Here is a 21642-nt window from a genome sequence, read left to right on the forward strand (position 1 = left end):
CCGTGACCACTACCGTTCCCCCGGCAGGGACGGCCGCCCGCCCACCGCCATGACGGCCCGTGCTCCCGCGCGGCACCCCGCCGCAGCGGCCGTCGCCGGGGCCTCGCCCGCCAGCAGCGCCGCGAGGAAGCCGCCGGTGAAGGCGTCGCCCGCCCCGGTGGAGTCCACCGGGTCCCGCACCGGTTCGGCCGCGACCCGGCCGGTCACCGCGCCCCCGGTGGCGAGCAGGGCGCCGTCCCTGCCCAGGGTGACGACGACCTGGCGGACCAGCAGGCTCAGCTCGGCCGCGGCGTCGGCAGGTCGGGGGAGGCCGGTGAGCAGCCGGGCCTCGTCCGCGTTGGGCAGCAGCAGGTCCACCTCCCCGACGAGTTCCAGGAACCGGTCGACGCCCAGCTCGGCCAGGAACCCCGCGGAGGCCGGGTCGACGCTCACCGGGATGTTCCGCCGCCCGGCCTCCCGAAGCGCGAGCAGGGCCGTCGCGCGGCTCCGCTCGGCGAAGAGCAGGTAGCCGGAGAGGTGGAGGCGGCCGATTCCGTCGAGCATCGACGGCGACCAGTCCTCCGGAGCGAGACGCAGGGCCGCGCCGCTGTCCGTGAGGAAGGTGCGTTCGGCGGCGGAGTCGACCAGGGCGACGACCGTCGCGGTCGGGGCCCTGTCGTCCACGGCCAGCAGTCCGCGTACGCCCGCCCGGCGCAGCCGGTCCCGGTGCCAGACGGCGGAGTCGGCGCCGACCCGGGCCAGCAGTCGCACCTCCGGGCAGCCGGAACGCACCGCCCAGCAGGCCACGTTGGCGCCGGCCCCGCCCGGCAGGGTCCGGATGCCGGCCTTGGTGTCCGTACCGTGGACCAGCGCCGTCGCGTGCCGGGCCACCACGTCCGTGACCACGTCCCCGACGACGAGAAGTCCACCGGTCACCGGGCGGTCCAGTCCGTGGCGATCCGGGCGGCGAGCGCCACGTTGCCGCGGACCACCGCGAGGTTGGCCTCCAGCGAGGCGCCGCCGGTCCGCCGGGTCAGCTGGTCCAGCAGATACGGCGTGACGGCCTGCCCCACGATGCCGCGCTCCCGGCAGGCGTCCAGCGCCTCGGCCAGCACCCGGTCGTGCAGTGCGGGATCCAACTGCTCCTCCGGCGGTACGGGGTTGGCGACGATCAGCGCCGCTCCGGGGCCGCCGAGCGCGTCCTGGGCGCGCATCACCCCGGCGACGTCCTCCGGGGTGTGCACGGTCCAGTCGACCGGCTCGCCCGAACTGCTGAGGTAGAACCCGGGGAACCGGTCGGTGCCGTAACCGAGCACCCCGACGCCGAGCGTCTCCAGCCGCTGGAGCGTGGCGGGCACGTCCAGGATCGACTTCACGCCCGCGCAGACCACGGTGATGCCGGTCCCGGCGAGCAGCCGCAGGTCCGCCGACTCGTCCTGGGTCTCGGTCCAGCCCCGGTGCACCCCGCCGAGCCCACCGGTCGCGAAGACGCGCAGGCCCGCGCGTGCGGCCAGGAACGCCGTCGCGGAGACCGTCGTCGCCCCGCTCGCGCCCGCCGCCAGGGCCGGGGCGAGGTCCCGGTGGCCGAACTTGCGCATCGCCGGGTCCTGGGCGACCCGCTCCAACTGGTCCTTGTCCAGGCCGATCCTGGCCCTGCCGTCCAGCACGGCGATGGTGGCGGGCACCGCGCCGCCGGACCGCACGAGCCCCTCCAGCTCCTCGGCCACCCGAAGATTGCGGGGGCGCGGCAGACCGTGGGCGATGATCGTCGACTCCAGCGCGACGACGGGCCGGTGCGCGGCGAGCGCGGCCCGCACCTCTGCGGAGACCACGGGTGCGTAGGGGGCGGTGCCGAACGGCTCAGTCAGTGACATGTTCACATCCCTGTCGCGGGCGGGCCGCGCTCAAACGTCCACCACCCGGGCCGCGTCGGCCGTTCAGGCGAGCTGGGCCAGCTGGACCTCCGGCTGGCCGCCGAAGCCGGCGTCACGCGCTCACACCGCGGCCGAGGCCCGGTCGTGCACCTCCAGCTTGGTGAAGATCCTGGAGACGTAGTTGCGTACGGTCTTCTCGGCGAGAAAGAGCCGCCGCGCGATCTGCTGGTTGCCCAGACCGTGGGCGAGCAGGTCGAGTATTTCCAGTTCGCGACTGGTCAGGCCGCAGAAGTCCGTCGGATCAGGAGTGTTCTGAATCTGCATCGAGGAGAAGTAGCTGCTGAATCTGGCGGCGATCCTTCTGCTGAAAGCGGCGCCGCCTTTCGCGACGATGCGAATGGAATCGAGGAGCTCGTCCGGTGAACCGATGCGTGCGAGATAGCCGCTGACGCCGACGCGCAGGGCCGCCACGATCATTTCGTCGTCGTCATTCTGCGAGACAACGAGAATCTTCGGACGCGACCTCTCGTGGCCGTATTTCGTGAGGCCCTGCTGCACGTTCTCGCAGATGATTTGTTTCGTCGGAGGCTCTCCCAGGATGATGACGTGCGGCTTCACCTCGTCTTCGTCGGGACATCGGAGCCAGTCGGCGGCGTCCAGGGCCCGGTCCGGCAGGACGATGTTCTCGTCCTGGTCGACGATCGCCTCCAGGCCCGCGAGAGTGACCGAGTCCTCGCCGATGATGAGCAGGTGTATTTCCACTTCTCCACGCCTTTCTCCGTCATTCCAGGAATTGAAATGCCAATACAGAGAAGCCGCACAGGGCTCCTCCTGATCATCATTCGTTCATGTGGGTGCATGAGATGAGTGGGGGGCGGAGGTGTGGTGACGCAAATGCCGAGTATGCTGACGCGGTTCAGGGGAACGCAAGTTCGTTCATTGAGTGAAGGGAAGCGCTTCCGCTTGGGGGGCGACTCTCGGCCAGGTCCGACGGGCCCCTGAGACGCAATCGGCAGGGACGGCGACGGCCGGTCTCTGCGGCGTTGGACGTACCGCCGGACAGCGAATACTTTCGCCGCATGGTGCCTATCCGCGACCGGCGATCAATCGTGTTCGACGTGATGGCCGCGCTCGGCTTCACGCTGCTTCCGCAGCTCTCGCCGCTGCGCCCCGCCCTGGGCGGCGAGTTGAGCGGCACCACTGTGTGGCTGCTCTCGCTGAGTGCCGCGCTGCCGCTGACCGTGCGGCAGTTGTGGCCGCTGCCGGTCTTCGGCGTCACCCTTGTCGCGGCCTGCGCGGCGCTGCCGTTCGGTCTCGGGCCCACCTCCTTCCTCGCCGCCGCCTACGCGCTGTACCTGGTGGCCCTGCGACGGCAGCCGGGGCGTTCCGCGGTCCTCGTCGGCGGCGTTTGCGCCGTCGGCGCGGCCCTGCTGACCATGACGGGAAGTCAGCACTACGAGGGCGGGACCCGGTCCGTGCAGGCCGTGTTCGGGGTGCTGGTCCTCGGTGCGACCTGGGCGGCGGGGTCGGCCGCCCGGGAGCGCCGGGCCGGGGTCGAGCGCGTCATCGACCAGGCGGCCGAGCGGGCGAAGGTCGAGGAGCGCCTGCGCATCGCCCGCGACATCCACGACGTGGTCACCCACAGCGTGGGCCTGATCGCGGTCAGGGCCGGCATCGCCAACCACGTGGCCGAGACGCGCCCCGAGGAGGCGCGTGAGGCCCTGGTGGTGATCGAGGGCGTCAGCCGGCAGGCGCTGCGGGACATGAGGGCCACGCTCAGGGTTCTGCGCCGGGAGGACCGGCGGGAGGACCAGGAGGAAGCGGCCGCCCGCGATCTGCGGCCGGTGCCCGGACTCCTGGACCTTCCGGCCCTGGTGCGGACGGCCGAGGCGGCGGGCGTCGGCGTCGAACTGCGCTCTTACTGCCCGCAGGAGCCTCCGGACGGTGTCGCCACGTCCGCCTTCCGGATCGTGCAGGAGGCCCTGACCAACGTCGTCAAGCACGCGGCACCGACCCGCTGCTCCGTGCGGATCGTCGCGGAGGAAGGCGTGCTGACGGTCGAAGTCGCTGATGAGGGACCGGGCACCGGGCACCGCCCGACCGTGCCGGGAGGCGGTCTCGGACTCGTCGGGATGCGGGAGCGCGCCGACGCGCACGGCGGCACCTTCACCGCCGGGCCGCGGCCGGACGGAGGGTTCCGGGTCACGGTGACCCTGCCCTGCTGACCCGTAGGCGTTCGTGTCCTGAACCGGACTCATTCGCAGGTATGGGTTCCGGGCGCCGGAGACGCCCGGCCTTCCCGCCGCGGGAGCGATGCGGGGGCCGGGGGCCCGCGGACAGACTGGATCGCATGATCGACGTCTCGAACTTGACGAAGCGGTACGGGCCGAGCACCGTCGTCGACGGACTCACCTTCACCGTGCGGCCGGGGGCCGTCACGGGCTTCCTCGGCCCCAACGGGGCCGGCTAGTCCACCACGATGCGGATGATGCTCGGCCTGACCCGCCCGGACGAGGGGTCCGCGCGGATCGGCGGACACGCCTATCAGGAGCTGCGCTACCCGGCCCGGCACGTCGGTGCGTTGCTGGAGGCCTCCGCCCCGCACCGCGGTATGAGCGCGGTCGACCACCCGCGCTGGCTGGCGCGGAGCAACCGGATCCCGCGACAGCGGATCGGCGAGGTCCTCGACGCCGTGGGCCTCGCGGACGCGGCGAAGCGGCGGATCGGCACGTTCTCGCTCGGCATGGGCCAGCGGCTGGGCCTGGCGGCGGCCCTGCTCGGAGACCCGCCCGTCCTGGTCCTCGACGAACCGGTCAACGGCCTCGACGCGGAAGGCATCCGCCGGCTGCGTGAACTGCTGCGCGCCCAGGCGGCAGAGGGCCGCACCGTCCTCGTCTCCAGCCACCTGATGACGGAGATGTCCATGGTCGCGGACCACCTGATCGTCATCGACCGGGGCAGGCTCCTCGCGGACACCGGCATGGCGGACTTCATGGAGCGCCACGGCAGGTCCTACGTACGGGTACGTACGACCGAACCGGTACTGCTGAGAAGGGAGCTGGAGCGCGCGGGGGCCTCGGTGACCCCGGCCCGCGACGGCGGCCTGGAGGTCGACGGGCTGCCGGCGGGCGAGATCAGCCGCCTCGCCGCGGCGAGCGGCCTCGCGCTCGACGAACTGAGCACCCACCAGGGGTCCCTGGAGGAAACCTTCCTCGGACTCGTCTCCAGGACAGGAGGGCAGACCCGTGTCTGAGACACTCGCGGCCGTCCGGGCCGAGTTCATCAAGATGCGCCGCATCCGCAGCACGTTCCTCGCGCTGCTGCTCTTCGTCCCGCTCAGCGTGCTCATCGGCGCTCTGGACGGCTGGTCCGCGAAGTCGGCGATCGACTCCGACAACGGGATGATCCGGGACGGATTCACCGCACAGCAGGCCGGACTGGACGGAATCCTCTACGGCCAGCTCGCCCTGATCGTCTTCGGCGTACTCGTCGTCAGCAGCGAGTACGCCTCCGGCATGATGCGCGTCTCCCTGCTCGCCGTGCCCCGGCGCGGCCGGCTCTACGCGGCCAAACTCACCGTCACAGCTGCCGCCGCCCTGCTCGTCGCGATCCCGGTCACCGTCGTCGGGTACCTGGCCACGCAGGCGGCACTGGGCCCGCACGGCGCCTCGATCACCTCGGACGGTGTGCCCCGGGCCCTGGCCGGAGCGGTGCTCTACCTCACCCTGATGAGCCTGTTCGCCGCCGGGGTGGCCGCCGCCGCGCGCAGCGCCGTCGTACCGCTGGCCGTGATGCTGCCGATGGTGCTCGCCGGCTCCCAGATCCTCTCCGTCATCGGGGCGACGAAGGAGGTGGCGCGGTACTTCCCCGACCGGGCGGGGACCCAGATGCTCACGATCGACTCGGGCGACGCCGTCAGGGGCTGCGCGGTGCTGCTCGTATGGACGGCGGCGGCGCTCGTCCTCGGCTTCGTACGCCACCGCCGGTGGGACGTGTGACGGGACCCGACCGGGGCGCCTGCCTCATGCCCGTGGGACACGCGCCGCCGTAACTTCCCAGTCAGCCGGGTCGAGGACCGAAGAAGTCGGTTTGAGTGATCCGGTCCAACTGGGAGGAAGAACATGTCTGTTGAGATCTACGAGCCCCCGATGCTCCAGGAGGTCGGCGACTTCGACGAGCTCACCAAGTGCCTCGGCGTCGGAAGCTGCAACGACTTCGCCGGCTGTGGCTACGCCGTCGTCTGCTTCTGGTGAACTCATCCGGTGCCGGTGCGTCCGTTTCGGACGCACCGGCACCGCCCGGGGAACGAGGCGACATGGAATTCACAGTTCTTCCGGACTGCCCGGCCGGTGCCGCGGTCGCGGCGAAGGTACGGGCGAGCCGCCGGATCGACCACGCGTCGGGGCGGCCCTGGATCCTCGGGTACTGGCCCGACGGAGATACCACGCTGGTCGAGGCGGGCCGGCACCGCCTGGTGCTCATCGGCAACACCCGGATCGATCCGGCGGTCGCGGCCGCGGCACTCGCCCGGACGAAGTCGACGCACGACGTGGACAAGGAGGCGTCCCGGCTGCCGGGGCTCTTCCACCTGCTGGCCTCGGTGGACGGCGTCACCCGGATCCAGGGTTCGCTCGTCGGCGTACGGCAGGTCTACTCGGCCGTGGTCGACGGGCCCACCCACTCGCTCGCGGAGGGTGCGCAGGCCGTCCGCGCCGCGCTGGCGGAGGCGCTCGCCGCACGGGTGCGCCCCGGCCGGACCATCAGCGCCGACCTGTCCGGCGGCATGGACTCCACCTCGCTCTGCTTCCTCGCCGACGCGGCCGGTGCCGACCTGATCACCTATCACGTCGCGCCACTGGACAGGGCGAACGAGGACACCGCCTGGGCGGCCAAGGCCGCGGCCCTGCTGCCGCGGGCCCGGCACCACACACTGGCGGCGGACCGGGCGGAGAATCTGTTCGGGATCGGTTACACCGCCGGTCACAAGGACGCGGCACCCGAGGGGCCGTCCACCTGGGCCTCCGGACTTCCGCACATCAGGGACCTCGCGGGACGGGCCACGGAGCAGGGCGCCACCCTGCACCTGAGCGGATTCGGCGGCGACGAGCTGTTCGGCCGGATGCCCACCAGCGCCTGGTCACTGGCGCCCGCCCGGCCGGTCAGCGGGCTCCGGCTCGTCAACCGCTACCGGCTCGCGAATCGCTGGTCCTGGGGCAAGACCGTGAGGGCGCTCGCCGACCGGAGGACGTTCGCGCAGAACCTCACGGCGGTCGCCGCCCGGATCGCCGCCCCGCCCCCGCCGCTCGACGAACCCGACTTCGGCTGGGTGTTCGCGCCCCGCATGCCGGCCTGGGCCACGCCCGAGGCGGTGTCGGCGGTCCGGCGGCTGCTCACCACGACCGCCCGCGGTCTGCCGGAACCCCTGGACGCCGACCGGGCCCGGCACCAGGCACTCGCCTCGCTCGTCTTCGAGGGATCGACGATCCGTCAGATCAACACGGTCGTGGCCGGCGCCGGTATCGCGTGCTGACCTCCGCCGTACGCGGGACCGTACCCGGAGAGATCCTCGACCGGCGCGACAAGGGCGAGTTCAGCGCCGAGGCGTTCCGCGGCCTCGAACGCAACCGGGCCGCGATCCTGGAGCTCTGCGAGGACCCGCACCTCGCCCACCTCGGCCTCATCGACCCGGCGGCGTTCCGTGCCGCGGTGCTCAATCCCGGGCCGATGTCCCACCACCTCCAGCCGATCGACACCACCGTGGCCTGCGAGAGCTGGCTCCGGACCCACACCGGGGCGGACACCCCGCACACCGACACCCAGGACACGGGAGCAAGCAGATGAAGCTGAGGCTCGCCCGCGACGTCACCCTCACCCCCGTCGGCTCGGGCGCCGTCCTGCTCGACGGGCGCCGCGGCCGCTACTGGCAGCTCAACGCGTCCGGCTCCGCCGTCCTGCGCAGGCTGCTCGACGGGGACGGACCCGACGCGGTCGCGGCGAGCGTGTCAGAGGCCGCCCCGGTCGACGCCGACCGGGCACGGCAGGACGTCCTGGCGCTCATCGAGTCGCTGAGCGCCGCCAACCTCCTGGAGGTCTCCGCATGACCACCCCCGCAGTCGCCGAGCACTCGGCACGCCTCCCGCTGCGCAGACAGCTCGCACCCCGCTGCGCGGCCGGCGCCGCCCGGCTCCTGGTGCGGCTGCCGCCCGCCCGGCTGCACCGCCTCCTCGGCGTGATCAGCCGGGGCAGCCGGCCCGCCGGATACGCAGAGGTCGCGCGGGCCCGCCGGTCGGTCGTCTCCGTCAGCACCCGCTGCGCGGGCCTCGGCTGCCTCCAGCGCTCCGTAGCCACCGTCCTGATGTGCCGGGCCCGTGGCCGATGGTCCGACTGGTGCACCGGATTTCGCACCCAGCCCTTCGGGGCGCACGCCTGGGTCGAGGCCGACGGCCGGCCGGTCGACGAACCCGGCGAGCTGAGCGTGTTCCGTACGGTCCTGAGCGTGCGGCGTTCCGAGGGGAGCCTGCCATGACGGCGATCAGGGCCGAGAGCCTCTACGCCTACTACGGCACCCGGGCGGCCGTGAACGGCCTCGACCTGGCGGTGCCGGAAGGCTCGACCTTCGGCTTCCTCGGGCCGAACGGCGCCGGCAAGACAACCACCATCAGCATGCTGACCACACTGCTCAAACCCACCGCGGGCCGCGCGGAGGTGGCGGGCTTCGATGTCGCGAGCCAACCGGCCGAGGTCCGGCGCAGGATCGGCATCGTGTTCCAGGAGTCGACGCTCGACCTGGAGCTCACCGCTGTCGAGAACCTTTGCTTCCAGGCGGGCCTGTGCGGGCTGCCGCGCCACGAAGCGCGTACGGCGATCGCCGCCATGCTCGAACTGATGGAGCTGTCCGCGCGCGGCGGCGTCCCCGTACGGCAGTACTCCACCGGGCTGCGCCGGCGCCTGGAGATCGCCCGCGGCCTGCTCGGCGCCCCACGGGTCCTCCGTCATCGGATCGGATGTCGTCGTGCTGCGCACGGAGGACGACACCAGGGCCGCGGACGCCGTCTCCGAACGCTTCGGCATCGCCGCCGAACCCACCCCGGACGGACTGCTCCTCAGGGTCGCGGACGGCGCCGGGCTCGTCCCGCGACTCTGCACCGGTCCCGGTCTGACCGTGCACTCGGTGTCCGTCGCGCCGCCCACGCTCGACGACGTCTTCCTGCACCACACCGGGTCCGCCATCCGGGAGACCGGGACGAACGCACACACGCTGAGCAACATCGGGGAGGGGCTGCGATGAGCCGCACCGACACCGTACGGGAAGCCCCCGGCGGCTACGCGGCCACCGCCGCCGCCGAGGGCCCGCCGCCCGGCTCCGGGCCCCGGCACGCGCTGCGCCCGTACGCCCTGCTCTGGCGGCGGGAGATGATCCGGCTCAAGCACAACCCGGTACGTCTCGCCATGGGACTCGTGACACCCCTGCTCTTCCTCGTCGTCCTCGGAACCGGCCTCGACGCGGCCTCCGGGAACCTCGGCAAGGCCCAGCTGAACGACAACCGGGCCTTCCTGTTCCCCGGCGTGCTGGTCATGTCCGTGCAGGCACCCGCGATCGCGGTGGGCATCTCGCTCGTGTGGGACCGCCGGCTCGGAGTGCTGCGGCAGATGCTCGTCGCACCGTTCCCGAGGTCGAGCATCGTGCTGGGCCTCGCGCTGGGCGGAGCGACCACGGGCGCCCTCTACGGACTGCTGGTCCTGTCCGTCGGAGGCATCGCCGACATCCGGTACACCCCGGCGCAGTTGCTCGTCCTGCTGGAGATCCTCCTGGTCTCCCTGCTGTTCACCTCGCTCGGGCTGCTCGCCGCGGTGACGATCCGGCAGGTCGACACCTTCCAGGTCGTGGTGAACCTCAGCCTGATGCCGCTCATGTTCTTCTCCGGCGCGATGTTCCCGCCGAACGGTCTGCCGGGCTGGCTCGCCATCGTCGTCGAACTGAACCCGCTCACCTACGGGGTCGACGCCGTACGCCGGACCCTGCCGGGCCCGGACGTGCTCAGCTCGGAGCAGACGCGGCTGCTGATCGGTGACTGGCACCTACCCGTCGTCGCGGAGGCGGGGCTGCTCGTCGCGATCGTGGCCCTCGCGCTGGGCGTTGCCACCTACCGGTTCTCCCGCACCAAATGAGCCGGGCGGCGCGGATCACGAAGACATGGGCCCCCACCGCGGCCCGCATCGTCCTGGCGGTGGTCCTCGGCTACGCGGGCCTGGTGAGGATCCAGGACCTGAACGACGCGGGGCGCTCGGTCGCGGTCTACCGGATCGTGCCGGACGATCTCGCCGAACTCATCGGCGGCGCACTGCCGTTCGCCGAGATCGCGGTCGCGCTGCTCCTGGTGGCCGGACTGGCCACGCGGGTGGCGGCAGTCGTCACGGCCGTCCTGCTGATCCGGAATCCGCGGACCCGCTATGCCCTGGACCGCTGGGTCCTGGACACGAAGGAGGAATAGGCATGCCCCCGACGCAGCCCACGGACACCTCGGTACGGGACATGGTGACAAGGCGGCGCCGGCGCACCCTCGTCATATCGACCGTGGCCACGGTCGTCATCGCCGCCGCCGCGGTGGTCGGCGCGGGACTGGTCCGGACGAACAACTCCGATCCCGGAAAGGCCCCGGACCGCGCGCCCGCCGGTGCGACGGCCGACAAGGCGGGTCTCGCGGTCTCCGGCGGCGCGGTGCGTGTCGACCTCTACCTCGACTACCTCTGTCCCGAATGCCGCAACACGGAACGGGCGATCGCCGCGGACCTGAAGGGGCTGAAGGCCGACGGGGGCGTGCGGCTCGTCTACCACCCCGTCGCCTTCCTGGACGACTACAGCAGCCCCGGCGGCTACTCGACCCGTGCCGCCTCCGCGGCGGCCTGCGCCGCGGACCGGGGAAGGTTCGAGGAGTACTCCTCCGCGCTCTTCGAGAAGCAGCCGCCCGAGCGGGGGCCGGGCCTCAGCGACGAACAGCTGATCAGGACGGCGGAGGAGGTGGGCATCAAGGGTGACGCCTTCACCCGCTGCGTCCGCGACGCCACCCACAAGCCCTGGGTGAGGTACGTATCAGAGGCCGCCGCCTCCCGCAGGGTCTCGCTGACCCCGACCGTCATGGTCGACGGAAAGCGGCTCGACATGACGGGCGGCGATCCGGGCGGGACACTCGTCCGCGCGGTGCGGGAGGCGCGGCGATGACCACGCTGACCGTGGCACTCTCCGGTGACTGCATGGCCACCAGGGGCGCGTTGATCACGTCCGACCCGGCGGCCGAGCGGTTGCGCGGACTCCTGCGCGGCGCGGACTTCGCCTTCACGAACCTGGAGGTGGTGCCCAGCGAGGGCCGGGGCCGCCCCGTGCACAACGCGGCGGGCGGCGGCGGCCTGATCGCGGACGCCGGTGTGCTCGACGAGATCACAGAGGCGGGTTTCTCCGTGCTCGGCTGCGCCAACAACCACGCCCTGGACATGGGCGTCGACGGCGTGCTCGGCACTCTGGACCTCTTGGACGCGCGGCGGATCGCCTTCGCCGGGATCGGCACCGATCTGCCCGCCGCCCGACGGCCCCGTTACGTGGACCGGCCCGGCGGCAGCCTGGCCCTCATCGCGTGCAGCTCGACCTTCCTGCCCGGACAGGAGGCGGCCGCGCCCTCGCCCGAACTGCCGGGCCGCCCCGGACCGAACCCGCTGCGGCACGGCGCCACACTGGCGGTGACCGGCACCCAGATGGAGGTGCTGCGGGAGATCGACGAGCGGACCGGGCTGCGGGCCCGGCGGGCCGAGGCGCGCACACTGCTCGGCATCGATCCCGCCCTGCCCTCGCCTGAGCGGCTGACGCTGTACGGCGCGCGCTTCCAGGTGGCGGACGAGCCGTGACTGACGACCGTGTGCGACCGGACGGACCTGGACGAGATCGCCCGCCGGGTGGCCGAGGCGCGCGGCCGGGCGGACGTCGTCCTGGTGAGCGTGCATTCCCACGAGCCGGGGCCGACACCGGAGGAACCGGGGGAGTTCCTGCGCGCGTTCGCCCATCGGATGGTGGACGAGGGGGCCGACGCCGTGGTGGGGCACGGCCCGCACTTCCTGCGGGGCATCGAGCTGTACCGGGGCAGGCCGGTCTTCTACAGCCTGGGCAACATCGTCAGCCGGATCGAGCTCGCAGAGCGGGTTCCCGCCGAGGACTACGCGAACATCGCCGCCGCTCCAGGGACGGTCGCACCGGGCCGGTACTTCGCCGAACCCAGCGGCCATGGACGCCGCTTGTTCGCCCCGCACCGCCGCTATCGGCGCTCGCTGGTGCCGGTCCTCACCTTCGACGACGGCACGCTCGTCGGCGTCCGCCTCCATCCGGTGGGCCTGGGCTTCGGCGAACCGGTCCACCGCCGGGGCCGCCCGCGCCTGGCCGGTCCGGCGGAGGCGGAGGAGATCCTTGCCGACGTCGCCCGTCTCGCGGAGCCGTACGGCACCACGGTGAAGGCGGGGGACGGAGGAAGCGGTGAGTTGCTGCTCGACGGGGTCGACAGCCTCACGTAGAAGGCACTTGGGCGGCACTCGGGAGGGGCGCCGCTGCTGAAGTCGGCGCAGCCGAAGCCTCCGACGAACGGTATGCGAGGAACGCGCGATGACCGACGTGGTCCGGGTGCTGATCGCCGACGACCAGGCGCTGTTGCGCGGGAGCTTCCGGGTCCTGATCGACTCGACGCCCGGAATGGAGGCGGTCGGCGAGGCGGGTGACGGCGCCGCCGCGGTGGAACTGGCCCGTGAACTCAGGCCGGACGTCGTCCTGATGGATCTGCGCATGCCCGTCCTGGACGGCGTCGCGGCGACCCGGCACATCTGCTCGGACCCGTCGATGTCCGGTGTGCGGGTGCTCGCCCTCACGATGTTCGACCGGGACGCGTACGTCTATCCGGCCCTTCAGGCGGGGGCGAGCGGGTTCCTGCTGAAGGACACCTCACCGTCCGATCTGGTCGCGGGTATCCGCGTCATCGCCACCGGCGAGAGCGTCCTCGCGCCGACGGTCACCCGTCGCCTCATCGCGGACTTCTCGCGCCACAGCGCGACCCCCCGGCCGGCGTCGAGGCTCGTCGGACTCACCGGGCGGGAGCAGGACGTGCTGGTGCTGATCGCGAACGGGCTGTCGAACGCGGAGATCTGCGAGCGCCTGGTGATCAGCCTGCCGACCGTGAAGACACATGTGAGCAGCCTCCTCACCAAGCTGCGGGCCCGAGACCGCGCGCAGTTGGTCATCATCGCGTACGAGAGCGGGCTCGCGGAGCCGGGAATGCCCGCCGGATAAGGCTCTCCCATTCCGGACCGGTCCCGCTGCGGCAGAAGGCGGAAGTCCGTGATTCCCGTTGCCACCGCTGCCGTACGGGCATGAAGGTGCCGATACCCGCGAGAAATGATGTCCGAACGCGTTCCTGGTTCGGGGACCCTTGCCCGTTCTTTTGGCTTCTGGCTCTTCGGTCTCGCGGTGGTTGGGCCGGAAGCCTATTCGGAGAATTATGCGGAGCGCCAGTCCGGGGCCGGGACGCCTGCCCTGCCCCGAACTATCGCTCCTCCCGCTTACGTTTCACTGACGTTTCACTGACGTGCCGCCCCTGGGCCGCGGATTCATAAAATCGGGTGTCGGCCGGGCTTGCCCGGTCCCGGGAATTCGGTACAGCATGGCCGCATCGAGTCCAGCAGCCGCGCCCCGATCGTGCCTCGGGTCTCGGGCAGGAGCGGTGCGTGGAGGCTGACGACGTGGCAGGTGGCGAAGAGTTCCTCGACCGGGACCAGCCGGACGCCCGCCTGCCGGGCGGCATCCGGGGAGGCGACGGGGTCGGTGGCGAGGACCTCGACGTCGAAGCGGCCGAGGTGTCCGGCGACGAGCCGGCCGATGTGGCCGAGCCCCAGCAGGCCCACCCGTGACCGGTAGGCGCCCGGCACGTCGGGGTTGTGCGGGAAGCTGCGGCTGGCCACGACCTCCCGCGCGATGCGGTGTGCCTGCTTCAGGGCCAGGAGGACCTGGGCGAGGGTGAACTCCGCGACCGGGACCGCGTTGGCGGAGGCGGCGGAGACGATCGGGATGCCGCGCTCCCAGAAGGCGGGCGTGGTCAGGTGCCGGACGGACCCCGCCGCGACGAGAACGGCCCCCAGCCGCGGGGCCCGGGACAGGAAGGCGGTATCGAGGACGGGCGCGCCCCAGCCCGTGAGCAGGATGTCGACGTCCCTCAGGCCCTCGGGGTCCTCGGCCAGCTCCTGCCGGGTGCGGGGCGGTCCCTGCCAGCGCGCGAGCCGGCCGATCCCGGCCAGCACCTCGGGCGGGTAGACGTCCGCCCGGCGTTCTTCCTCCATGACCAACAGGGCTGTCGGTGCGGTGGCCGGTTCGTTCATGTCGGGTCTGGCTCCTCGGCCTGTCAGGTGCCGGGCAGGCGGCCGGGCGGCCGCCCGGCCCTGCTCGGAACTGTGGGTGAACGTCTGACTGGATGTCGTGCGTCGGTGTGGCGTGTTCGGTTCTCAGGTCGGACGGTTCGCAGGGACGATACATCGGATCACTGGAATGTCCTCGGGTGCAGGTCGGATGTCCAGGCCCTGTTGTCCGGCATTTCTTCTCATGGTCCGCGCTTGCCTCGGATCGCGCCATCCGTTCCCGTCGATCGCTGAACTTGCCAGGTATCAGGCGATTTCTGAGGGCGATGTCCCTCTCGCGCGTTCTGGATTGCCGGAAGCGTACCCGGGAGGTCGTTCGGTGGGTGCTGTTCCGGTCCGTCGAACCTTTTTGTATTCATCGGAGTATTGACCACTGAATCTCGCCCCGTTAACGTCGCGGAAAGCGCTTTCCAGGTCAACTGTGATGCGGCGAAAACAGGAGTCGTGATGCAGAGATCGCGATGGATCGGTGCGGGTGTCCTCGCCTCGGCACTGGTCCTCACCAGCTGTTCGTCCGGGCCTGCGGGAGTGGATGCCAAGCAGGACCCCAAGGCGCCGCTGGAGCTCTGGACCAGGACGACACCGGGCGGACCGGGGGAGCAGGGCGCGCTCAAGCTCGCCACCGCCTTCGAGAAGAAGACGGGCTACAAGGTCGAGGTCACCGCGATCTTCGACGACTTCAAGACCAAGCTCCAGCAGCGGGCCGCCCAGAAGAACCTGCCCGACATCGTCATGAACGACGTGACCCAGCTCGGGGCCATGCACAGTCAGGGCCTGCTCCGGGAGATCGACCTGGACAAGATCAAGAACAGCGGGCAGATCATCGGCCAGGGGCTGGACTCCGGAAAGGCCGTGGACGGCAAGCAGTACGGACTGCCGTACTCGGCCCAGGCCTCCGCGCTGCTCATCCGCAAGGACTGGCGGCAGAAGCTGAAGCTCGACACCCCGCGGAACTGGGACGACTTCGCCGCGATGGCCAAGGCCTTCACCACCCGGGACCCGGACGGCGACGGCAAGAACAACACCGCCGGGCTGGCCGCCCCGCTGTCCACCAAACGCGGCTACGCCTCCTGGTACTTCTCCAACTTCCTGTGGGCTGCGGGCGGCGACTTCATCACCGAGACGGGCAAGGGCACGTACAAGCCGGCCTCGGCCACGAAGGCATCGGTCGATGCCATGCAGTGGTTCCGCGACCTGGGCTGCAAGGCCAAGGCCATCCAGCCCGGCGCCGTGACCATGGACACCCCGCCGACGAACGAGACGTTCGAGGCGGGCCGGACCGGCATGTTCGTCGTCGGCCCGTACCTGCTGCCGCGCTTCGACGAGACCCTCGGCAAGGACAAGTACGAGGTCGTGCCCATGCCCAAGGGCCCGAAGGACGCCACCGTCCTCGCGGAGGGCGGCTCCGTCTACCTGATGGCCGGCTCCGCCAACCAGGCCGGCCAGGACGCCTTCGCCGGCTTCGCCGTCTCCGCCGAGGGCCAGAAGATAGGCATGGAGGGCGAGACCGGCTACACCGTGCAGCTCCCCGTCAACAAGACGGTGGACATCACCCAGGTGCGGCCCGACCCCCGCTGGAAGAGCTACGCCCAGGCGTACCAGGACTCCGGTCGGTACGCGCCGTCCATCCCGAACTGGACCCCGGTGCGGCAGGCGACGGCGGACACCGTGAACGCGCTCATGGCGGACTGCGGCCTCGACACCGGGGCCAAGCTCCGTGAGCTCGACAAGCAGCTCGCCGGGATCCTCAAGGAGCAGGGGATCGCCGCGTCATGAGCCTCGACCAGGCGGAACCGGCCGCCCCTCCGGCGGCCGGCCCCTCCCCGCGGAAACCGGGCCGCCGGGACGGCGGGGCCACCGGCCTCCTGGGGCGCGGCCGAAGATCGGGCCGGTGGTGGACGCCCTGGCTGTTCCTCGCCCCCGCGCTGCTTCTCTTCCTGTACTTCAAGTTCATCCCCATGGCCAACGCGCTGACCATGTCCTTCCAGGAGGTTCAGCCCTACCTGGGGAACAAGTGGGTCGGCACGGACAACTACGCCACGGTGCTCCAGTCCCACGGATTCCGGGAGGCCGCGTGGCACACGGTCGTACTGGCCGCCGGGCAGACCGCCGGTTCGATGGCACTCGGTCTCGCCCTCGCCCTGCTGATGGAGGGGCAGAGCCGCCGGCTGAAGTTCGTGCGCTCCGCGGCGTTCCTCCCGGTGGTGGTGCCGCTCGCGGTCGTCGCCGAACTGTGGCGGATCATGTACCACCCGACCGGCGACGGCATGCTCAACTCCCTGCTCGGGATGGTGGGGATGGGGCCCTCGGGGTTCATCAACGACCCCGACACGTCGATGCCCTCCATCATGCTCACCGGCATCTGGCGGGGCGCCCCCTACGACATGATGATCATCCTCGCCGGTCTGACGAGCGTGGACCGGGGCCTGTACGAGGCCGCGAAGGTCGACGGCGCGTCCAGGTGGCAGCGGGTGTGGCACGTGGCCGTGCCCGGACTGCGGTCGGTGTTCTCGATCCTCTTCATCCTCGCCGCGATCCGCGGACTGCGGTTGTTCACCGAGGTGTTCCTGCTCACCAACGGCGGGCCCCACGGTTCCACCGAGGTCGTCATGACCCTCATCTACAAGCTCGGCCTCGAACAGAACCGGCTCGGTGCCGGAGCGGCGGGAGCGGTCCTGCTGTTCGTCGCGACGCTGGTCCTGACCGTCGTCGTCCAACTGCTGCGGCGGAGGGAAAGCAAGTGAGTGAGCAGACCGAGACCGCGCTCGGCCTGACCGAGAGCAGGAGCGTCGGCGGCCGGATCCTGCGGAACGTCGTCCACCTGCTGGTCCTGACCGTCTTCGCGGGGCCCCTGATCGCCCTGCTCGTCAGCGCCTTCGGACACGTCAAGGACCCGACGCAGCTGAGCGTCATCCCCTCCGGCGTCACCCTGGACAACTTCCGGATCGCCTTCGACCAGGGGGTGCTGACGTACCTGCTGAACTCGTTCTTCGTGGTCGGCGGCGGGCTGCTGCTCCAGGTGGCCGTCTCCGTCCTGGCCGGGTACGCGCCGGCCAGGAAGGTCTTCCCCGGGATGACGCTGGTGCTCGTCGCCGTCCTGGCGACGCTGATGCTGCCCGAGGAGATCCTGGCCCTCCCGCTGTCCCTGATCCTCTCCGACCTGCCGGTCGTCCACTTCAACCTCATCGGCACGCTGGCCGGAATGATCGTCCCGCTGGGCGCCTGGGGGTTCTCCATCCTGGTGATGACGGAGTTCATGAAGGACGTGCCGCGCGAACTCGAAGAGGCCGCCCGCATCGACGGGGCCGGAGACCTGCGGATCTTCGCCCAGATCATCCTGCCGATGTACAAGCCCGCGCTCGGTGTCATCGGGGTCTTCGGCTTCACCATGATCTGGGACCAGTACCTGCTGCCCCTCCTGGTCTCCACCGACTCCTCCTCGTACACGCTCCCGCTGGCGCTGCGGACCCTGCGGATCGACCCGTCGGTCACCCCCGGAGTCGTGATGGCCGCCTCGCTGCTGGCCCTGCTGCCCTCCGTGATCGTCTTCCTGTTCTTCCAGCGGTCCTTCGTGAGCGGTCTGTCCTCCGGCGCGCCGAAGGGCTGACCCCCGCCGCCCCCTCCGCCCCGCCCGCAACCTCCGTCCCCGCAAGGAGTACATCCCCATGACCCCGTCCGCGACCCCGGCCCCCGCGGGAGCCCCGGAGACGACCTGGTTCACCGAAGCCCGGTTCGGCATGTTCGTCCACTGGGGCCTGTACTCCCTCGCCGCGCGGCACGAGTGGGTCAAGAACCGGGAGAAGCTGACCGACGAGCGGTACCAGGTCTACTTCGACCTCTTCGACCCCGACCGTCACGACCCGGTCCGGTGGGCCAGGGCCGCCAAGGCGGCCGGCATGCGCTACGCCGTCCTGACCACCAAGCACCACGACGGCTTCTGCCTGTGGGACAGCGCCCTCACCGAGTACAAGGTCACCAACACCCCGCACGGCCGCAACCTCGTCGGCCCGTTCGTCCGGGCGTGCCGCGACGAAGGGCTCAAGGTCGGCCTCTACTACTCGCTGATCGACTGGCACCACCCGTCCTTCCCGGTGGACGGCACCCACCCGCAGCGCGACGACGAGGAGTTCAAGGCCGCCAACGCCGACCGGGACATCCGCGACTACCAGCGCTACCTGCACGGCCAGGTCCGCGAACTGCTGACGTGGTTCGGGCGCGTCGACTACCTCTTCTTCGACTTCTCCTACGCCGGGCGCACCTGGTGGGGCGGCAAGGGGCCCGACGACTGGGACTCTCCGAAGCTCCTGGAGACGATCCGGGAACTCCAGCCGCACGTCCTGGTCAACGACCGGACCGGACTGCCCGGGGACTTCGTGACCCCGGAGCAGTACCAGCCCTCGGGGCCGATGACGGAGGACGGGCGCCCGGTGCTCTGGGAGGCCTGCCAGACCCTCAACGGGAGCTGGGGCTACGACCGGGACAACCTCGACCACAAGAGCGCCGACCTGCTGATCCGGATGCTCGTCGACGGGGTGTCCAAGGGCGGCAACCTGCTGCTCAACGTGGGACCCAACGGCCGCGGCGAACTCGATCCGCGCGATGTGGCGATCCTCGGCGAGATCGGCCGGTGGACGGAGCTGCACGAGCGCTCGGTCCGCGGTTGCGGCCCGTCCCCGTACACCGCCCCCGCCGAATGCCGGTACACCCAGCGCGGCGACCGGCTCTACGTCCACCTGTTCGCCTGGCCGCCGCGCCACCTGCACCTGCCGGGACTCGCGGGGCGGGTGCGGTACGCCCAGCTGCTGAACGACGCGTCCGAGATCATCCCGGTCCACATCGACCCCGACCGGCCCGCCGTCAACACCGAGATGGGCGGTCAGCCCGCCGGAACGCTCACGCTCCAGATCCCGGTGCGCCGCCCCGACACCCCCGTCCCCGTCGTCGAACTGTTCCTGGACACCCCGGCCTGATCCGAACGTTCAGGCCCCGGGCCCCGATCCACCACTCACTCACGGAGGCACCATGCAACGCCGCACGTTCCTCAGGAGCACCGCCGTGGCCGCTCTCGCCGCAGTACCGCTGACCACCTCACTGTCGGGCAGCGCGTCGGCCGCCGACATCCCGGTCGCCACCCTCGCCCAGTTCCAGAGCGCCATCAACAGCGCCGCGCCCGGGGACCGGATCGTCGTCGCCGACGGCACCTACACGGTCCCGTCGGGGAGCGCGATCAACATCTCCGGCAAGAACGGCACCGCCGCCGCACAGATCACGATCGTCTCGAAGACCCGCGGCGGCGCCGTGCTGCGCGGCGAACGCGGCTTCGTGCTCAGCGATTCGAGCAACATCACCCTCAGCGGCTTCTCCTTCCGGCAGAGCACCACGATGGAGATCCCGGCGGACTGCTCGGCGATCCGGCTGACCCGCAACGACTTCCAGCTGGCGGACACCGGCGACGCGTACTGGCTCGTCGTGCGGGCGGACGACTCGAAGATCGACCGGAACCACTTCCACAACAAGACCACCGCCGGCATTTTCATCGTCGTCGACGGCACGGGCAAGACCGCCATGGCCCAGAACCTGCACATCTTCCGCAACCACCTCTCCGACCACAGCTTCACCGGAGCCAACGGCGGCGAGCCGATCCGCCTCGGCGTCAGCGGCCGGGCCCTGTCCGACGCCAACGCCGTCGTGGAGTACAACCTGTTCGAGCGCTGCGACGGCGACCCCGAGGCCATCTCGGTGAAGTCGTCGCAGAACACCATCAGGTACAACACCATCCGCGACAGCCGAGGCGGCATCGTGCTGCGCCACGGCAACCGTTCCGTGGTGGAGGGCAACCACCTGATCGACGGCATCGACGGGGTACGGATCTACGGCAACGACCACCGGATCGTCAACAACTACCTCAGCGGGCTCTCCGGCCGGGCCCTGGTGATCGGCAGCGGCAGCACCCGTGACCACAACTCCGGCGAGACACCGGACGAGCGGACGGGCAACGACGCCTGCGACCGCGCGGTCATCGTGCACAACTCCCTGATCAACAACGCCGGCTCGCTCTCCGGCGAGACCCGGGCGGACGAGCCGCAGGACGTGACCGTGGCCGACAACCTGCTGGTCGGTGACGCCGGCAGCCTCGTCGCGATGGGCGCCACCACCGGCTTCACCTGGCAGAGCAACCTGCTGTGGGGCACGGCCGCGGACGGCAACATCCCCGCCGGAGGCTTCACCCGGGCCGACCCGCTGCTCAGCCGGGGCGCGGACGGTGTGCTGCGGCTGTCGGCGGGCAGCCCGGCGATCGGCGCCGCCACCCTGGCGGGGGCCGCCGTCACCGACGACATCGACGGCGACCAGCGCGGCAGCGTACGGGACATCGGCGCCGACGAGTACGCGACGGCGCCCGCGCTCCGGCACCCGCTCACCGCCGCCGACGTGGGCCCGAACGCCGCCTGAACGTACGCGGTGACGGGGAACGGCCCAGTCCGGTCCGTGCGGTCCGCCCGCCCCGTCCGGGCGGACCGCGCGAGGAGCACACCCATCGCGGGAAGGCAGTGACATGACCGACGAGAGCCGCCGGAACGCGGCGGGAGGAGCCGGGCTCGGGCTGTGTTCGGTCACCTTCCGCCGACTGCCCGCCGCAGAGGTCGCGCGCCGTGCGGCGGAGGCGGGCCTGCACGTGATCGAGTGGGGGGCCGATGTGCACGCGCCCGCGGACCGGCCCGACACCGTCCGCGCGGTCCGCGAGGCCACCGATCGGTACGGGATGGCCTGTTGCTCGTACGGCTCGTACTTCCGCGCCACCCCGGGCGAACTGGCGGGGTTCCCCGCCGTCGCCCGTGCCGCGGTGCTTCTCGGGGCACCCCGGATACGGGTGTGGGCGGGCGCGGCCGGATCGCGGTCCGCGCTGCCCGGGGAGCGGCGGGAGACCGTGCGCTGTCTGCGGGAGGCGGCGCGGATCGCCGCGGACCACGGGCTGCTGCTGGCGCCCGAGTTCCACGGGGGAACGCTCACCGACACCGTCGCCTCGACCGCCCGGCTGCTGGACGAGGTGGACGCGGACAACGTCCGCACCTACTGGCAGCCGCCGCTCGACGCCTCGGACGAGGAGGCGCTGGCGGGGCTCGCGGAGCTGGCGGACCGGGTCTGCGCGGTGCACGCCTTCTCCTGGTGGCCGGGCAACAACCGGCTGCCGCTGGCGGACCGTTCGCGGCTGTGGACCGCCGCGCTCGGCCTGCTGGACGGCCGGGGCGTCGAGGCGCTCCTGGAGTTCGTGCCCGGCGACGATCCCGAGGTGCTCGCGCGGGAGGCCGCGGCACTGAGGGGATTCGCGGGCCGGACCGCGTAGGGCCGAACA

At 71.3% G+C, this 21642-nt stretch carries 23 protein-coding genes and 2 pseudogenes; 21 read left to right on the forward strand and 4 right to left on the reverse strand.

Features of this window, described 5'->3' with window-relative positions; translation table 11 throughout:
• Positions 1–9: 9 nt before the first annotated feature.
• The 3 genes from RLT59_RS30045 to RLT59_RS30055 form a co-directional block, all read right to left on the reverse strand.
• Complete coding sequence (locus tag RLT59_RS30045) at positions 10–915, reverse strand: carbohydrate kinase family protein (protein ID WP_311306304.1); 906 nt, start codon at positions 913–915, stop codon at positions 10–12.
• Positions 912–1853: a pseudouridine-5'-phosphate glycosidase gene (locus RLT59_RS30050; RefSeq protein ID WP_311306305.1), complete on the reverse strand. Its 942-nt coding sequence runs from the start codon at positions 1851–1853 to the stop codon at positions 912–914. Before RLT59_RS30050 ends, RLT59_RS30045 begins: the two co-directional genes overlap by 4 nt.
• 120 nt (positions 1854–1973) lie before the next feature.
• Complete coding sequence (locus tag RLT59_RS30055; protein ID WP_311306306.1) at positions 1974–2615, reverse strand: LuxR C-terminal-related transcriptional regulator; 642 nt, start codon at positions 2613–2615, stop codon at positions 1974–1976.
• A gap of 317 nt (positions 2616–2932) precedes the next feature.
• On the opposite strand from RLT59_RS30055, the gene RLT59_RS30060 reads away from it, so the two are divergent.
• The 15 genes and pseudogenes from RLT59_RS30060 (at position 2933) to RLT59_RS30130 (ending at position 13173) form a co-directional block, all read left to right on the forward strand.
• Entirely contained in the window at positions 2933–4078 is a 1146-nt protein-coding gene (locus RLT59_RS30060; protein WP_311306307.1) for a sensor histidine kinase, read from the forward strand.
• Positions 4079–4332: 254 nt separating this feature from the next.
• The gene (locus RLT59_RS30065; protein WP_311306308.1) at positions 4333–5106 is read left to right on the forward strand and encodes a DUF8746 domain-containing protein; all 774 of its coding nucleotides are present in this window, start codon (positions 4333–4335) and stop codon (positions 5104–5106) included.
• Positions 5099–5851 (forward strand): ABC transporter permease, encoded by a 753-nt coding sequence (locus tag RLT59_RS30070; RefSeq protein WP_311306309.1) that lies wholly within the window; start codon positions 5099–5101, stop codon positions 5849–5851. The genes RLT59_RS30065 and RLT59_RS30070 overlap by 8 nt, the downstream gene beginning before the upstream one ends.
• Before the next feature lie 123 nt (positions 5852–5974).
• Positions 5975–6106, forward strand: coding sequence for an aborycin family tricyclic lasso peptide (locus tag RLT59_RS30075; RefSeq protein ID WP_311306310.1), 132 nt, complete (start codon positions 5975–5977; stop codon positions 6104–6106).
• Between the two features lie 62 nt (positions 6107–6168).
• Positions 6169–7694, forward strand: a pseudogene (locus tag RLT59_RS30080) (asparagine synthase-related protein).
• Positions 7691–7954, forward strand: a complete 264-nt coding sequence (locus RLT59_RS30085; RefSeq protein WP_311306311.1) for a lasso peptide biosynthesis PqqD family chaperone — start codon at positions 7691–7693, stop codon at positions 7952–7954. The pseudogene RLT59_RS30080 and the gene RLT59_RS30085 overlap by 4 nt, the downstream one beginning before the upstream one ends.
• Complete coding sequence (locus RLT59_RS30090) at positions 7951–8379, forward strand: lasso peptide biosynthesis B2 protein (protein WP_311306312.1); 429 nt, start codon at positions 7951–7953, stop codon at positions 8377–8379. The genes RLT59_RS30085 and RLT59_RS30090 overlap by 4 nt, the downstream gene beginning before the upstream one ends.
• Positions 8376–8783: pseudogene (locus RLT59_RS30095) on the forward strand (ATP-binding cassette domain-containing protein); the annotation flags it as partial. The gene RLT59_RS30090 and the pseudogene RLT59_RS30095, both read left to right, overlap by 4 nt.
• Positions 8784–8865: 82 nt before the next feature.
• The gene (locus tag RLT59_RS30100) at positions 8866–9141 is read left to right on the forward strand and encodes a hypothetical protein (protein WP_311308003.1); all 276 of its coding nucleotides are present in this window, start codon (positions 8866–8868) and stop codon (positions 9139–9141) included.
• The gene (locus RLT59_RS30105) at positions 9138–10022 is read left to right on the forward strand and encodes an ABC transporter permease (RefSeq protein WP_311307907.1); all 885 of its coding nucleotides are present in this window, start codon (positions 9138–9140) and stop codon (positions 10020–10022) included. The genes RLT59_RS30100 and RLT59_RS30105 overlap by 4 nt, the downstream gene beginning before the upstream one ends.
• Complete coding sequence (locus RLT59_RS30110; RefSeq protein ID WP_311306313.1) at positions 10019–10345, forward strand: DoxX family protein; 327 nt, start codon at positions 10019–10021, stop codon at positions 10343–10345. The genes RLT59_RS30105 and RLT59_RS30110 overlap by 4 nt, the downstream gene beginning before the upstream one ends.
• Positions 10346–10347: 2 nt before the next feature.
• Entirely contained in the window at positions 10348–11073 is a 726-nt protein-coding gene (locus tag RLT59_RS30115) for a DsbA family protein (RefSeq protein WP_311306314.1), read from the forward strand.
• A complete protein-coding gene (locus RLT59_RS30120) occupies positions 11070–11750 on the forward strand; it encodes a CapA family protein (protein WP_311306315.1) in 681 nt (226 codons plus the stop codon). The genes RLT59_RS30115 and RLT59_RS30120 overlap by 4 nt, the downstream gene beginning before the upstream one ends.
• Before the next feature lie 9 nt (positions 11751–11759).
• Positions 11760–12407, forward strand: coding sequence for a CapA family protein (locus tag RLT59_RS30125; RefSeq protein ID WP_311306316.1), 648 nt, complete (start codon positions 11760–11762; stop codon positions 12405–12407).
• Positions 12408–12495: 88 nt separating this feature from the next.
• Complete coding sequence (locus tag RLT59_RS30130; RefSeq protein ID WP_311306317.1) at positions 12496–13173, forward strand: response regulator; 678 nt, start codon at positions 12496–12498, stop codon at positions 13171–13173.
• A 317-nt stretch (positions 13174–13490) separates the two neighbouring features.
• On the opposite strand, the gene RLT59_RS30135 is transcribed toward RLT59_RS30130, so the two are convergent.
• Entirely contained in the window at positions 13491–14255 is a 765-nt protein-coding gene (locus RLT59_RS30135) for an NAD(P)-dependent oxidoreductase (protein WP_311306318.1), read from the reverse strand.
• Positions 14256–14738: 483 nt separating this feature from the next.
• On the opposite strand from RLT59_RS30135, the gene RLT59_RS30140 reads away from it, so the two are divergent.
• The 6 genes from RLT59_RS30140 (at position 14739) to RLT59_RS30165 (ending at position 21633) form a co-directional block, all read left to right on the forward strand.
• Entirely contained in the window at positions 14739–16067 is a 1329-nt protein-coding gene (locus RLT59_RS30140; protein WP_311306319.1) for a sugar ABC transporter substrate-binding protein, read from the forward strand.
• Entirely contained in the window at positions 16064–17035 is a 972-nt protein-coding gene (locus RLT59_RS30145) for a carbohydrate ABC transporter permease (RefSeq protein ID WP_311306320.1), read from the forward strand. The genes RLT59_RS30140 and RLT59_RS30145 overlap by 4 nt, the downstream gene beginning before the upstream one ends.
• Positions 17032–17898, forward strand: coding sequence for a carbohydrate ABC transporter permease (locus tag RLT59_RS30150; protein ID WP_311306321.1), 867 nt, complete (start codon positions 17032–17034; stop codon positions 17896–17898). The genes RLT59_RS30145 and RLT59_RS30150 overlap by 4 nt, the downstream gene beginning before the upstream one ends.
• Before the next feature lie 58 nt (positions 17899–17956).
• Entirely contained in the window at positions 17957–19261 is a 1305-nt protein-coding gene (locus tag RLT59_RS30155; RefSeq protein ID WP_311306322.1) for an alpha-L-fucosidase, read from the forward strand.
• Between the two features lie 52 nt (positions 19262–19313).
• Entirely contained in the window at positions 19314–20741 is a 1428-nt protein-coding gene (locus RLT59_RS30160) for a chondroitinase-B domain-containing protein (RefSeq protein WP_311306323.1), read from the forward strand.
• Positions 20742–20844: 103 nt separating this feature from the next.
• Positions 20845–21633: a sugar phosphate isomerase/epimerase family protein gene (locus RLT59_RS30165; RefSeq protein WP_311306324.1), complete on the forward strand. Its 789-nt coding sequence runs from the start codon at positions 20845–20847 to the stop codon at positions 21631–21633.
• The last annotated feature ends 9 nt before the right edge of the window (positions 21634–21642 follow it).

The sequence above is a fragment of the Streptomyces sp. ITFR-6 genome (genome assembly GCF_031844725.1).
GTDB lineage: Bacteria > Actinomycetota > Actinomycetes > Streptomycetales > Streptomycetaceae > Streptomyces.